A 14,227-nucleotide genomic window follows, 5' to 3' on the forward strand; every position below is an offset into this window, starting at 1 on the left:
CCAAATCCTCCGGGGCCACCAAAGGCACCCAGCCCGCCGCTACTGCCGCCACCAAAGCCCATGCCACCGCCACCACCGTGCCCACCGCCTCCCGCCGCATGTAATGCGTTGATCGAAATGCCGCACAGCACAACCGCTGCGGCTGCCGTCACCAAAGTCGCCTTGAACCCGTTCATGGTTCCCTCCCCGCGCACACTCACTTCGACACACGCACCCCTCGGCCAACATAGGCTGCGTTACGGCGCGAGCACGTCAGCGAAAATCGCGGGCAATAGCTGGCCGTCCCATGCACGCGAGCACAGGAGTACCTCGCCAACAGCCTGCTGGAAGTTCGGGTTGGCGCTTCGCCATACGCGATTCATATACGCGATTTCCGTGCCAATCACTGTAAACTATTGATTTAAAACAAATTAATACCTTAATTTGCGAGACATCGTGAAGCGGTGCGCCGAAAACGTATCGTTCCTGAAACGCCTACAACACGCCCCATCATTGTGGCAATCCACCGCACGGACGACCGGTTCATGAGGCAAGGTTGAGCGGTGCATGAGGCGCGCATGATGAGCGGCTCGCGTCACCGAACGCCCGGTAGCCGTTCAACGCGAAATGGTGGAATTCAGAAAGGTTTCAGATGTGCAGTTTGGCGAAGCAGAGCGCTCGCCAGAGGGGGGGATGCCGCGACAATGCCCTTAAGGACCCAACGGCTCGACCATGCCCCGACGGCGGGCATGGTCGAACCATCGGCGTGGGGCTTACTTGACTTGCACGGCGGAGAAGTCCTGTCGGCCGAACGGACTCACCTCGTATCCGGTCACGTCCGCGCGCGTGATGACCGCTGCAATCGGGTGCGCCAATGGAATCCAGAGCGCATCGTCCTTGATCATGCGCTGCGCGACCTGATACTTCACGGTTCGCGCGGCGAGATCATGAGAGCGTTTGCCTTCGCTGATCAACTGGTCAAGGTCTTTGTCGCAAAAGCGCGCGAAATTGGTGCCTGATTGCACGGCCGCGCAACTGAACTGCGGCGTCAGAAAGTTATCGGGGTCGCCGTTGTCGCCCGACCAGCCCATGAAGAGCAAATCATGTTCTCCCGCCTTGCCGCGACGAATCAGCTCGCCCCACTCCACGGTCTTGATCCGCGCCCGAACACCAATCCTGGCGAGATCGCTTTGCAGCATCTCGGCGCTCAGACGTGGGTTCGGGTTCAACAGACTGCCCGTCGGGCGCGTCCAGATCGTCGTCTCGAACCCTTGCGGGAAGCCCGCGTCGGCGAGCAGCTGCTTCGCTTTGGCGATGTCCAGCGGATACGCGACCACATTCCTCGCGAAGCTCCACGTATTGGGCGGATACACGTTGGTGGCTGGCGTTGCGGCCCCTTCGAACACCTGCTTGACGTAGTTCGCGCGGTCGAACGCCATGTTCAGCGCCTGACGGACTCGCTTATCGTCGAGCGGCTTGTGCTGGGTGTTGATCGCGACGAACGCCGTCATGAATGCCGGTGTCTCGACCACCCGGAGCGCCTTGTCGCTGCGCGCTGCCTGCACGTCGACCGGTTTGGGCGAGAGCGCGATCTGGCACTCGCCCACCTTCACCTTCTGCGCGCGCACGGCTGCGTCCGGCACAATCGTGTAGATGAGACGATCCGAGGCCGGCGCGCCGCCGAAGTACGATTTGTTGGCGTCGTACCGCACGACGCTGTCCTTCTGATAGCTACGGAAGACAAACGGGCCCGTGCCGATGGGCCGCGCGTTCATCTCGCCCGGCTTGTTGATCGCGATGAGCTTGTCGGCGTACTCGGCCGAATAAATCGACGCGAAGCCCATCGAGAGCATCGACAGGAACACGGCATCCGGCTCGGACAGCGTGAAGCGAACGGTGTGGTCGTCGACCTTCTGCACCGATTTGATCAGCTTGCCCAGCGAGAGCGATTGCGCATGCGGGAAGCCCGACGGCGTGAGCTTGTGCCACGGCGCCTTGTCGTCGAGCATGCGCTCGAACGTGAAGACGACGTCGTTGGCATTGAACGCGCGCGTCGGCTTGAACAGGCTGTTGCTGTGGAAGCTCACGTTCGGGCGCAGCGTGAACGTGTAGGTCAGGCCGTCGGGGCTGACGCTCCACTGGGTCGCCAGGCTGGGCACGACCTTGCGTTGCGCCGCATCGAACTCGACCAGGCGATTGAACACCGGGTCGGCCGACGCATTGGTCGTCGTCAGCGAGTTGTAGCGCACGACGTCGAAGCCTTCGGGGCTGGCTTCGGTGCATACGGTGAGCGCCTTGGCATGCACGGCGAGCGGCACCATCGGCAGCGACAGGGCCGTCAGAGCGGCAGCGAAAATACGGCGCGAGCGACGACGCATGGGTGTCTCCTCCAGGAAGTCGATGACGGTGAAAAACAGCGGGTCAGAATAGCGCAGATTCAGGCCAATCGCCCTTGCGTTGGGGCCCGCGCCGACACTCGCTGTCCCGAATCCTGAAACCGATCGTCAGTTCTGCGAAACGCCGCCCCATCAGGCGCCGGACGGCAGCGTCGGACGATAGCCCAGCGCATGGCTTGCGGACAAGGCTTCGCGGCGCACCGCCTCGCCAATCGGGCCGTCCATGCGCGCGTCGAACCCGCCCGTGGCACCCAGCGCGGTGACGACGCCGACCAAGCGGCCGTCGTAGTTGAAGACCGGCGCGGCCAGCGCGCTGATCCCCGTCAGGTTGGTGTCGCGAACGCTTGCCCCCTGCGCGGCGCGCACCTCGGCACGCAGCGCGCCGATGGGATCGGACGCATCGAGCTGTGCGCGTTGCTCCGGCGAGGCATGGGCCAACTCGGCTTCGGCCATCGCCATCACTTGCGGATCGTCCAGGCATCCGAGAAAAACACGGCCGGCGGCCGACCAGAGCATCGACATTACCGACCCGATGCGCACGTTGATCGTCACGGGCAGGCCCGGCTCCTCGAAACGCACGATGGTCGGTCCCTTGTTGCCCATGACGGCGATGAAGCAGGTGACATCGAAGGCTTCGCGCAAGCGCACGAGCGCCGGTTCGGCCGCACGCACCGGGTCGGCCTGCCGCATGGCCGCCACGCCGATGAGCATCGCTTCGAGTCCGAGATGGTAGTGCTGCGAGTCGGTGTCCTGCGCGACGAGGCCCTCCTCCACGAGACTCATTAGATACCGATGCACTTTGGCCGGACTTTGCTGTACATGCTGGGCGAGCGCGGTCAGGCTCGCGCGACCGCCCAGCCGGGCCAGCCCCTTGAGCACGACCATGCCGGTCTCGGCCGATTGCACGCGTTGACGGCGCCCGCGCTCGCGCGGTGCGTCGGTAACATCGTCGTCATGAGGGGCATCGGTGCGCGATGGCGTGAGGCCGGTCGTCGCGCGTACAGGCGTATCGGCGCTGCGCGGGAGGTCTGCGGTGGGTCGTTTGCTTGTCGTCATCGCCGAGATTTTATGATGCAAAGCGATATTGTCCGGCATCGGCAAGGCTAGAGGTTAACCCCAGTCCACCAAATTACGCAATGCGTATTATATTTACGCTTAATAAATTCCAGGGAGGAGAGGCGCACCGCCCGATCGCGTGATCGCTCCTCTACACTTGTTCCATATTGCGCGTGTCGTCGCGAGCCCAACGCGGCGCTCGTCACACCGGACCCAGAGAGCGTGAACGGATGAGCCAACCGATTGCCCCCACCCCCGACACGGCCGCCGCCGGCGGCTGCCCCTTTCATCAGACGCCTGCCGCCACGGCCCCCAACGGATGCCCTGTGAGCGCCCGTGCCGCGGACTTCGACCCGTTCGAAGACGGCTACCAGCAAGACCCGCCCGAGTACGTGCGCTGGGCGCGCGAGCAAGAGCCGGTGTTCTACAGCCCGAAGCTCGGCTACTGGGTTGTCACGCGCTACGACGACATCAAGGCGATCTTCCGCGACAACCTCACGTTCAGCCCGTCGATTGCGCTGGAAAAGATCACGCCGACCGGACCGGAGGCGAATGCCGTGCTCGCCTCCTACGGCTTCGCGCTCAACCGCACGCTGGTGAACGAAGACGAACCCGCCCACATGCCGCGTCGTCGCGTGTTGATGGAGCCGTTCACGCCCGAGCATCTCAAGCATCACGAGCCGCTGGTGCGCCAACTCGCACGCGACTATGTGGATCGCTTCATCAACGACGGCCGCGCCGATCTCGTCGACCAGATGCTGTGGGAAGTGCCGCTCACGGTAGCGCTGCACTTCCTCGGCGTGCCGGAGGAAGACATGGACAAGCTGCGCGAGTATTCCATCGCGCACACGGTCAACACATGGGGACGCCCCAAGCCCGAAGAGCAGGTGGCCGTGGCCCACGCCGTAGGCAATTTCTGGCAACTGGCGGGCAAGATTCTCGACAAGATGCGCCAGCACCCCGAGGGGTCGGGCTGGATGCAGTACGGCATTCGCAAGCAAAAGGATTATCCCGACGTCGTCACCGATTCGTACCTGCATTCGATGATGATGGCGGGCATCGTGGCCGCGCACGAGACGACGGCCAACGCCACCGCGAACGCCATGAAGCTGCTGCTCCAGCATCCGGACGTCTGGCGCGAGATCTGCGACGACCCATCGCTGATTCCGAACGCCGTCGAAGAGTGTCTGCGTCATAACGGCTCGGTCGCCGCATGGCGCCGGCTGGTCACTCGGGACGTCAACATTGGCGGCATCGACATCGCCGCGGGTGCGAAGCTGCTGATCGTGACCTCGTCCGCAAACCATGATGAAGCGCACTTCGCCGACGCCGACCTGTTCGACATTCGCCGCGAAAACGCGAGCGATCAGTTGACGTTCGGCTACGGCTCGCATCAATGCATGGGCAAGAACCTCGCCCGCATGGAAATGCAGATCTTCCTCGAAGAATTCACGCGCCGGCTGCCGCACATGACGCTGGCAAAGCAGACCTTCACGTATGTGCCGAACACCTCGTTCCGCGGCCCGGAGCATGTGTGGGTCGAGTGGGATCCGGCGCAGAACCCCGAGCGCCGCGACCCCACCGTGCTCACGCGTCATTCGCCCGTGCGCATTGGCGAACCCTCGGGACACAGCGTGACGCGTCCGGTCGTGGTCGAGTCCGTGCTGCCGGTGGCCGACGGCATCGTGAAGCTACGCCTGGTCGCCCCGGACGGCCGCGCGATGCCGCGCTGGGCCCCGGGCTCGCACATCGACATCGAATGCGGCGACACGGGGCTGTCGCGTCAGTATTCGCTGTGCGGCGATCCGGCCGACACCGGCGCGCTGGAAATCGCCGTCCTGCACGAACCGCAAGGCCGTGGCGGTTCGCACTGGGTTCATACGCAAGTGAAAGTCGGTGACCGCCTGCGCATTCGCGGTCCGCGCAATCACTTCCGGCTCGATGAAACGACGCGTCGTGCCATCTTTGTTGCGGGCGGCATCGGCGTCACGCCGATTGCCGCTATGGCGCGGCGCGCGAAAGCACTGGGCATCGACTACGTGATCCATTACAGCGGCCGCAGCCGCCGCACGATGGCGCTGATCGACGAACTCCACGCGCTGCATGGCGAGCGCCTGCATTTGTGGGTGAAAGACGAGGGCCAGCGCGCCGACTACGCCAGCCTGCTCGCCACGCCGCAAGACGGCACGCAAGTCTATGCCTGCGGCCCGCTGCGAATGCTCGACGCCCTCGCACAGTGCTGTGCGCCCTGGCCTGACGACACGCTGCGCGTCGAACACTTCCAGTCGCAACTGAGCACGCTCGATCCCGCAAAGGAGCATGCGTTCGACGTCACGCTCAAGGATTCCGGCATTACGGTGACGGTGCCGGCCGATCAGACGCTGCTCACGGCGCTGCGTGCGGCGAACATCGACGTCCAGAGCGACTGCGAGGAAGGACTGTGCGGTTCCTGCGAGGTGCAGGTGCTGGAGGGTGACGTGGATCACCGCGATGTGGTGCTTACACGCGCCGAGCGCGACGCGAACACGAAGATGATGTCGTGCTGCTCGCGCGCCTGCGGCAAATCGCTGGTGCTGGCGTTATAGGTCGCCGCGTCGGCGCCCGGCGCGCCCAATGGGTTCAGTGGGCGTGCCGCGGCTTGCGTAGCATCGCCAACAGCGCGACGAGCGCGAGCCATGCAAAACCGCACATGAGCGTTGCGAGCGGACGCGGCGAGCCGTCGTTGAGCACGCCGAGCAGCCCGCCCGCCGCGAAGCCGAAACCATACTGCACACTGCCCACGAGCGCCGCCGCCGCGCCGGCGCGGGTCGGGTGATTGGCGAGCGCCCCCGCCACCGAATTCGCCGTGATGATGCCGCGCAGCGACATGAACAGAAACAGTAGTGCCACCATCAACGGCAGCCGCGCGCCCCCCAGCCACGCGCTCGCGCACAACACGGTCGTGACGATCGCACAGCCCACAATGCCGGCACGCATCAGGCGATCTGCACCCAACTGCCCCACACGGCGCGAGTTGAACATGGTCATCGCGGCCATGCCGACGATATTGATGCCGAAGAGCACCCCGAAAAACTGCGGCGACACATGGAAGTACTCCATGTACACCAGCGGCGTGCCCGTAATGTAGGTGAACGACGCGCCAAAGACCGCGCCGCCCGCCAGCATGTAGCCGACGAAATGCGGGTCGCGCAACAGATGCCAATAGGACATCAGGACGGCACGCGGTCCACCCGACTGACGCGCATGCACCGCCCCGGTCTCCGGCAAACGCCACAAGGCCAGCATCGCCACCGCGCCGAACACCGCGAGAATGCCGAAGATCGCGCGCCACGTCGTGACGCGCAGCATCTGTCCGCCAACGAGCGGCGCCACGATCGGCGCAACGCTCATCACCAGCAGCATGATCGAAAAGGCGCGCGCACTGTGGCGCGGCCCGTAGACGTCACGCACGATGGCTTGCGCAATCACGGGCATGGCGCATCCACCGAGCGCCTGCACGAAGCGCCACACCATCATGTGATCGATGGTGTCGGCAAACGCACAGCCGATGCTGCCGAAGATGTACAGCGCGATCCCCGCCGCCATCGGCCGACGACGCCCAAATCGGTCCGCGAGCGGCCCCCACAGGAGCTGCCCGAAGGCGAACCCCAGGAAGAAGTAGGAGAGCGTGAGCTGCGTGGTCGCGACACTCGCACCCAGTTCGTGGCGCAACGTCACGAGTCCCGGCAGATACATGTCCGTGGAGGCGGGCGCGATCATCATGAACAGGCCGAGAATGCCCAGCAACACACGCTCGGAAGGCAACGCAGGAGAGAGTTCGGACGTCGATGTCATGATCGTTCTGATGAGTCGGCGCAATGGCTGTCGCGCCGCGGGAGACGCCGCAAAAAAACGACGCCCGCCATGATAACGCTGGCGGGCGTCGCACTTTCATACTCGATGGTTATCGGATCCCTAACCAATGCTTATGGCGCAGCGTTCGGGTCCGGCATCTTTTGACATCGCCACCTCATCCGGCCGTTGCCGCCTGCAGGTTGCCGCCGTCGCTGCGCTGCGTGCGGGCAATCGCCAGCACGCCGATCAACGAAACGCACGCGGGCACCGCCGCCGCCAGGAACAGCGATGACGACGACCATTGCCAATGCATCAGCGCGCCGCCCAGCACCGGACCGAGCACTGAACCGATGCGGCCGATACCGAGGCTCCAGCCAATGCCGGTGGAACGCAACGAGGTGGGGTAATACGTCGCGGCGAGTGCGTTGAGCGCCGGTTGCCCGCCGATGATCGAGAAGCCCGCGAAGAATATGGCGATGAACACCGCGACCATCGACACCATGACCATCGGATTGCCGATCGCCGCCGTCGCCGCCATCGCAATGAGGAACGTCACGGCCAGCACGCTCGTGAAGCCGACGCGATCGATCACGCGGCCGAGCAGTAGCGTGCCGATCACCCCGCCTGCCCACAGCGCGGTGCCCGCCATCACGGCGACCTGTGTCGAATAGCCCGCATCGCGAATCACCGTCGGCAACCAGTTCGACAGGAAGTACATGTCGAGCAAGTTCGCGAAGTTCACGACCCAGAGCAGCAGCGTCACCCGTGCGCGGCCATCTTTGAACAGCTCGACGAACGGCACGCCTTTCGCCTTTTGCTCATCGAGTACGAAGCGGGCGTCGACCGGCACGTTGGCACCGGGTGCCACGCGCAGCAGTTGCTTGCGAATGTGTGCGTTGTCGCGTTTGCCGAACATCAGGAACTGGATCGACTCGGGCAGCGAGATCCACATCAGCACACCGAGCACCAACGGAATGGCGCCACCGATGTAGAACACCGCGCGCCAGCCCAGGCTCGGAATGATCGCCGCCGTGATGAGGCCGCCAAGCACACCGCCCAGCGTGAAACCGCACGACACGATCATCATGAGCGACACGCGAATGCGGCGCGGGCTGTACTCGCCGGCAAGCGCCATCGCGTTCGGCATGATGCACCCCAGGCCCAGCCCGGCCGCAAAGCGCCAGACGACCAGTTCCGTAATCGTGTTGGCGAAACCGGTGACGATCATGCACGCCGAAAAGCACAGGGTCGCGCCAATGAGCACCGGGCGACGGCCCAGCTTGTCGGCCAGCGCCGAAAAGGTCAGCGAGCCGACCAGCATGCCGAACAGCCCCGCGCCGAATACCGGCGAGAGTGTTTCCTTGGCAATGCCCCATTCCCGAATCACCACCGGCGCGACATACCCCATCGACTGGACATCGAAGCCATCGACCACCAGGCACATCGCGCACAATGCAATCACCCACCACTGATAAGCGCCCAGACGGCTCTCGTCGATCAGTGCGCCCACATTCACTTCTGCTGCTTTCATTTTGTCTCCCAACGTTTTTCGCAACTTCGTGGCATTGCGTTCCCGGTCGAGGGGCTGGCGACGGCATATTCCCGTCGCGGCCTCGTCCCAGGCGCCTCGTTGCCCGAATCCAGCAAACAAGGCATGTCATGCGCCGGATCGAACGGCGAATCCACCCAATTCCGTCGCGCATGAAATTACGCTTTGCGGAAGTTTATATCGCCAAACGTAAATCAATGCTTAGTGTTAACACTGAGATTTTCAGGACATGCAAACGCGACGGGTGCGGGAATCCGAGCGAGATCGGTGGAACCTCGGCTCACGGACACGGCGTTCAGCTTTGTGGTTTTTCTCCATCGGAACGATGGGAGCCGCCCTGGCAAAATGCCAGTGGGCTATACAGGCGGGGGAATTGGGCGATGGATGCGACGAAAAGCGACGAATTGTCGCAGTTGGCGTTTTTCTACAAATTTTCTTACGAAGGTTAACCCGTCTAGGGATTTCCCTGATATAGTTACACCTGTCTCCTCCACCTCCTCCTGGTGGATTTCACGGCCAGCAACTTGCTGGCCGTTTTTTTTGCTCGCCGATCCTGCCCTTAGTGGCATTCAGTGGGATGTCTGACTCTCGTGCGCGACGCGATCTTCGATGCGGCGCTCGATCCGTTTTCGGACCATTGCCGCGGCCTCGGACGCATCATGGGCATCGATGCTCGAAAATTCGCAACGTCCGATGTAGTGCCCCTCACAATAGGCATCGACGGCACCATCAAAACGTTCGTCGGTACGCGGCGTAACCGCCCCCTCCAAGTCGAACGGGCGCCCCGGCGGCGTGTGGCTGACGTAGTGCCAGGAAAACCGAAAAGATTGCATCACAAGTCCCCTTCAATCCAGCGGCAGCGATCACGCTGCCGACCGATGCTGTTTTTCAGGAAATCCTAGCATGTTAAGGAATCTCGACAAACGGTCGAAAAAAAAGCGGCCCGCCTGATCGGCGAGCCGGATAGTCCGTGGAGGTCGGGGGCACATCTGAGCCACGGCAACTCCACTCTAGCCCCGAATCACTGTCGCTATTCTCGGTAATTGTCCGGATCCGGCGTAAATAGTTTGTCCGCCGTCGACATCGCGACGTCGTTCTCGAAGCGAGACTGCCACGCTCGCTCGCCGTGTCCTCGGAAGGGAACGCATCGGCCAACATCGCCCGCAGATACTCGACAATCCGGCAAGCCGATACCGCAAAACAGGGGGGGACGAAATGGGGTCGGCGCTACGGTAACGTTAGGCTCCCCGTCCTCCCTCCCACGACCTCGCCATGACGCTCAAATTTCGCAATCCGGCGAACGGAGATGTCGTCGAGATCACGCGTCTGTCGTGTGTCGCGGCCTTCTTCCTCGGTCCGCTTTACCTCATGGCCTACGGATTCACGTGGCATGCGCTCGCCTGGACCCTCCTCGCCATCGGACCCGCGTTGATCTGGAAGGAATCGGCGTTAGCGTTTTCGCTGCCCGCCACTTGCCTGCTCTACTCGCTGATGATTCATCCGCTGCTCATCGGCAAGCTGCGCGCCAATGGCTGGCTGCCCACGCGCGACGACGCCGTGCCCAGCCCTCGCCAGCGCGGCTACGACGTGTACGGCGATGCGCCGGCCCTCCGGCGCGCGGACGCAGGCCACCCCCTCCCCGCGACGCCACGCCCTGCCGCCAACGATGGCGAGTCGTCGGCGTAACGCGACAAGCCGTGCCCGAACAGCACCGAGGCGATCAGACGGGCGACGTTACGCTGTCGCCAGTGTCAGGTGAGGCCTGCGGCGACATTGCAATGAATCGATCGATCGCCGCCGAGGCGTGTTCGGCGCGATAAGCGAGGCTGATCGGTGCGAGCGGCACGTCACCCTCGATCGGCCAGAACCCCATGCCGGGCGTGCGGATCTGACTGACCGACGCGGGCACGAGCGACACCCCGAACCCCGCCGCGACCATGGGCACGATCGACGTGATCTGCGGCGCCTCCTGCCCGAGCTTCGGGTGAAATCCAGCCGACTCGCAGGCCGCAATCGTGCGGTCATACAGCGCGGGACTGATCTCGCGCGGCAGCAGGATGAACTCGTCGCGGGCGAGCGCGGCCAGCGGCACGCGCTTGCGCGCGCACATCGCGTGGCCGAGCGGCAACACCAGCACCATCGGCTCGTCGACGACCGGCACCATGACGATTCCGGGCGGCACCTCGAACGGCGTGCGCACAAACGCCACGTCGACCGCTTCGTCGACCAGCGCCGTGAGCAGACTGGCCGTGTTGCTCTGTTGCGGATGCAGTTGCACGTCCGGATAGCGTGCGCGGAAGTCACGGATCCACGCCGGAATGCGGGGCTCGAAGTAGGTCGCGCCCGCAAACCCGATACGGATCTGCCCCGCCTCGCCGCGTGAGATCTGCTGCATCCGGCGCTTGACGCGCTCTACTCGCTCCAGCACCTGCCGCGCTTCCGGAAGGAACGCCTCCCCCAGCTCCGTGAGGACGACATCGCGCGGCAGACGCACGAACAACGGCCCGCCCAATTCGGCCTCGAGTTGCCGAATCTGCAAGCTCAACGGCGGTTGCTGAATGCCGACACGCGCCGCCGCCCGCGTGAAGTGGCGTTCTTCGGCGACCGCAATGAAATATTGCAAATGTCGCAATTCCATGACCGCTCCTCTGTCTGCCCGGCCCCATTGGGGTTCCCGTCATTCATACATAAAAGGTATCCAAATAGCGTCTTGAATATATTGGAAATGTGACCGATGGGTCAATACACTGCGAATCAGGCGCGGACAGGCTTGCCCTTAGCTGCCACGCCGAAAGATCAAGGGATTCGAATAAGAGAGACGAGGAGCCTGAAGATGTTTGAAGACCGCATCCGCCTGGCGTCGCTGCGCGACCGGGTGATGAGTGCCGACGAAGCGGCAATGTTGGTGCGAGACGGCATGGTGGTCGGCATGAGCGGGTTCACCCGCGCCGGCGACGCCAAGGACATGCCCATCGCGCTGGCCAAGCGGGCCAAGGCCCACCCGATGAAGATCACGCTGATCACGGGGGCGTCGCTCGGACACGATTCCGACAAGACGCTGACCGAAGCGGGCGTGCTGGCGAAGCGTCTGCCGTTCCAGGTCGACACGACGCTGCGCGGCGCGATCAATCGCGGCGACGTGATGTTCGTCGATCAGCATTTGTCGGAGACTGTCGAATTCCTGCGCACCGGACAGTTCGGCGCGCTCGACGTGGCCGTGATCGAGGCGGTCGCCATCACGGAAGACGGCGGGCTCGTGCCGAGTTCGTCGGTCGGCAATTCGGCGAGCTTTGCGATCCTCGCGGACAAGGTGATTGTCGAGATCAACCTCGCGCAGCCGCTCGCCTTCGAAGGCATGCACGACATCTGGATTCCGGGTCAGCGTCCGCATCGCGCGCCGTTGCCCATCGTCGACGTGCGCGATCGCGTCGGCACGAACGTGGTGAAGATTGCGCCGGAGAAGATCGCCGCCATCGTTATCACCGACACGCCGGACAGCGCCTCCAACGCGCTGCCGCCCGATGCGGACACGCAGAACATCGCCGGCCACCTCATCGAATTTTTCCAGCACGAAGTCTCGCGCGGTCGCCTGCCGCGCACGCTGCCTGCGATTCAGTCGGGCATCGGCACCATTGCCAATGCGGTGCTCACGGGCTTCATCGACTCGCCGTTCGAGAACCTCACGATGTACTCCGAGGTGCTGCAGGACTCGACGTTCGAACTCATGGATGCGGGCAAGATGGTGTTCGCGTCGGGGTCGTCGATCACGGTGTCGCAAGCCGTGCAGGATCGTGTTTTCAAGCATCTCGAGCGCTATCGCGACAAGCTCGTGCTGCGTCCGCAGGAGGTCAGCAACCATCCTGAAGTCATTCGACGGCTGGGGTTGATCGCACTCAACACCGCGCTCGAAGCGGACATTTACGGCAACGTGAATTCCACGCACGTCGGTGGCACGCACATGATGAACGGCATCGGCGGCTCGGGCGACTTCGCTCGCAACGCCCGCATGGCGATCTTCGCCACCAAGTCGATTGCAAAGGACGGAAAGATCTCGAGCATCGTGCCGATGGTGCCGCACGTCGACCACAACGAGCACGACGTGGACATCCTCGTGACGGAGCAAGGCCTGGCCGATCTGCGCACGCTCGCCCCGCGCGAGCGCGTGAACCTGGTGATCGATCATTGCGCGCACCCGAGCTACCGAGAAGTGTTGCGCGACTACTATCGCGACGCCCTGCGCTATGGCGGGCAGACGCCGCACGCGCTGGAACACGCGTTCGACATGCACGTCAACTTGCGCGAGCGTGGCTCGATGCTGGCGGGCAGATGACATCGCCGACGGTCGCCAACGCCGACGGGCGGGCGACCGGATGCGACGACCGTTGCGATGGATGCGACGGGCTCAACCATTGCGATGGCGCCGACGCGCATTGTCGACGCCGGGGAAGAACATGGGACGCATGCGGTCCTGTGGGCCGAACGCCGATGCGGGCGTTCAGGCATTCGCGGCTCGCCGGCGTGCGCAGGCGAGCCGCTTTTTATATGTGTGCGCGTGGCGTCGTTATCGAAACTGGAAGCACCGGCCATTGCTTCGACGATCCAGCGGGTGGGTAATTCTCCACCGCGTCGCCACTTTCGTCACATGAAGGTCCTACCGGCGACCGTCACTCGTTGGCCGCCTCGGCCTCAGTCTGTTCGATGGCTTCGACGATGATGCGCAGCGTGGCGTCGAGATGTGCTTGCATGTGCCGCCGGGCCGCATCCACGTCGCGGGCGCGGTACTCGTCGAGCATCGTCTGGTGTTCCCCATTGCTCACGTCGACATGCGCGGGACGCATATGGAGCGACAACGCAATGTAGGGGCCCGACGCATCGCGCAGGGTCTTGATCAGGTGCGCCAGTCGGGAGTTGTCCTGCGACGCCCATAGCGCCGCGTGAAACGCCTGGTTCAGTTCGGTCCATGTGGCGACGTCCGACGTCGCGAGCATCTCGGTGTGCAGCGCCTGGGCGTTGGCGATGTCCCCCTCCCGAAGCGTGGCCATCGCTTGCTCGACCATCATCGGTTCGAGCGTTTTGCGCAGACGGTACAGCTCGTTGACGTCGTCTATCGTAAGACCGCGTACCACGGCACCACGGTGAACGTCGAAAAACACGAGCCCCTCGGACACCAGCGTGCGCAGCGCTTCGCGCACAGGCGTCGTCGACATCTCCAGACGCCGCGCGAGATCGTCCTGCCGAAGCCGGTCGCCCGCCTTCAACTTGCCTTGCAGAATCTCAGCACGCAACGTCTCGATGGCATATTGGTAGGCCGTGAGCCGGCGACGGCCTGACGTGCCGGAGACGCTCGATGCGCTCGATAGGCTCGGTGTGCCGGACACGCTGGCCGATGCAGAAGGCGTGCTTTTCAAAGGAG

10 protein-coding genes are annotated in these 14,227 nt (G+C 63.7%); 3 read left to right on the forward strand and 7 right to left on the reverse strand.

Going from position 1 to position 14,227, the window contains the following annotated elements; all coding sequences use genetic code 11:
• Positions 1-236 precede the first annotated feature (236 nt).
• The 3 genes from BGP02_RS04600 to BGP02_RS04610 form a co-directional block, all read right to left on the reverse strand.
• Complete coding sequence (locus tag BGP02_RS04600) at positions 237-362, reverse strand: hypothetical protein (protein WP_017231966.1); 126 nt, start codon at positions 360-362, stop codon at positions 237-239.
• A gap of 390 nt (positions 363-752) precedes the next feature.
• Complete coding sequence (locus tag BGP02_RS04605) at positions 753-2,357, reverse strand: ABC transporter substrate-binding protein (RefSeq protein WP_261938329.1); 1,605 nt, start codon at positions 2,355-2,357, stop codon at positions 753-755.
• Between the two features lie 150 nt (positions 2,358-2,507).
• The gene (locus tag BGP02_RS04610; protein ID WP_261938328.1) at positions 2,508-3,431 is read right to left on the reverse strand and encodes an IclR family transcriptional regulator; all 924 of its coding nucleotides are present in this window, start codon (positions 3,429-3,431) and stop codon (positions 2,508-2,510) included.
• Between the two features lie 230 nt (positions 3,432-3,661).
• Here BGP02_RS04610 and BGP02_RS04615 point away from each other — a divergent pair, with 230 nt between their 5' ends.
• A complete protein-coding gene (locus BGP02_RS04615) occupies positions 3,662-6,016 on the forward strand; it encodes a cytochrome P450/oxidoreductase (protein ID WP_017231963.1) in 2,355 nt (784 codons plus the stop codon).
• 34 nt (positions 6,017-6,050) lie between these two features.
• Here the strand turns inward: BGP02_RS04615 and BGP02_RS04620 are convergent, their stop codons facing one another.
• Both BGP02_RS04620 and BGP02_RS04625 read right to left on the reverse strand, forming a co-directional pair.
• Positions 6,051-7,265, reverse strand: a complete 1,215-nt coding sequence (locus BGP02_RS04620; RefSeq protein ID WP_286797979.1) for a multidrug effflux MFS transporter — start codon at positions 7,263-7,265, stop codon at positions 6,051-6,053.
• A 175-nt stretch (positions 7,266-7,440) separates the two neighbouring features.
• Complete coding sequence (locus BGP02_RS04625; protein ID WP_017231961.1) at positions 7,441-8,796, reverse strand: MFS transporter; 1,356 nt, start codon at positions 8,794-8,796, stop codon at positions 7,441-7,443.
• A gap of 1,290 nt (positions 8,797-10,086) precedes the next feature.
• Between BGP02_RS04625 and BGP02_RS04630 the strand changes: the two genes are divergently transcribed.
• Positions 10,087-10,500, forward strand: coding sequence for a hypothetical protein (locus BGP02_RS04630; RefSeq protein WP_017231959.1), 414 nt, complete (start codon positions 10,087-10,089; stop codon positions 10,498-10,500).
• Between the two features lie 34 nt (positions 10,501-10,534).
• Here the strand turns inward: BGP02_RS04630 and BGP02_RS04635 are convergent, their stop codons facing one another.
• Entirely contained in the window at positions 10,535-11,452 is a 918-nt protein-coding gene (locus BGP02_RS04635; RefSeq protein WP_017231958.1) for a LysR family transcriptional regulator, read from the reverse strand.
• A gap of 195 nt (positions 11,453-11,647) precedes the next feature.
• Here BGP02_RS04635 and scpC point away from each other — a divergent pair, with 195 nt between their 5' ends.
• Positions 11,648-13,144: a succinyl-CoA:acetate CoA-transferase ScpC gene (gene scpC, locus BGP02_RS04640; RefSeq protein WP_017231957.1), complete on the forward strand. Its 1,497-nt coding sequence runs from the start codon at positions 11,648-11,650 to the stop codon at positions 13,142-13,144.
• A gap of 334 nt (positions 13,145-13,478) precedes the next feature.
• Here the strand turns inward: scpC and BGP02_RS04645 are convergent, their stop codons facing one another.
• Positions 13,479-14,222, reverse strand: coding sequence for a GntR family transcriptional regulator (locus BGP02_RS04645; protein ID WP_286797984.1), 744 nt, complete (start codon positions 14,220-14,222; stop codon positions 13,479-13,481).
• Between the last annotated feature and the right edge of the window lie 5 nt (positions 14,223-14,227).

The organism is Pandoraea sp. 64-18, assembly GCF_001899225.1.
GTDB classification, from domain to species: domain Bacteria; phylum Pseudomonadota; class Gammaproteobacteria; order Burkholderiales; family Burkholderiaceae; genus Pandoraea; species Pandoraea cepalis.

Excerpts from the sequence above, each read along its gene's own strand:
- BGP02_RS04625 (WP_017231961.1), bottom strand. The coding sequence starts at position 8,796 with ATGAAAGCAGCAGAAGTGAATGTGGGCGCACTGATCGACGAGAGCCGT.
- BGP02_RS04615 (WP_017231963.1), top strand. The coding sequence starts at position 3,662 with ATGAGCCAACCGATTGCCCCCACCCCCGACACGGCCGCCGCCGGCGGC.
- BGP02_RS04635 (WP_017231958.1), bottom strand. The coding sequence starts at position 11,452 with ATGGAATTGCGACATTTGCAATATTTCATTGCGGTCGCCGAAGAACGC.
- BGP02_RS04605 (WP_261938329.1), bottom strand. The coding sequence starts at position 2,357 with ATGCGTCGTCGCTCGCGCCGTATTTTCGCTGCCGCTCTGACGGCCCTG.
- BGP02_RS04630 (WP_017231959.1), top strand. The coding sequence starts at position 10,087 with ATGACGCTCAAATTTCGCAATCCGGCGAACGGAGATGTCGTCGAGATC.
- BGP02_RS04620 (WP_286797979.1), bottom strand. The coding sequence starts at position 7,265 with ATGACATCGACGTCCGAACTCTCTCCTGCGTTGCCTTCCGAGCGTGTG.
- BGP02_RS04600 (WP_017231966.1), bottom strand. The coding sequence starts at position 362 with ATGAATCGCGTATGGCGAAGCGCCAACCCGAACTTCCAGCAGGCTGTT.
- scpC (WP_017231957.1), top strand. The coding sequence starts at position 11,648 with ATGTTTGAAGACCGCATCCGCCTGGCGTCGCTGCGCGACCGGGTGATG.
- BGP02_RS04610 (WP_261938328.1), bottom strand. The coding sequence starts at position 3,431 with ATGACGACAAGCAAACGACCCACCGCAGACCTCCCGCGCAGCGCCGAT.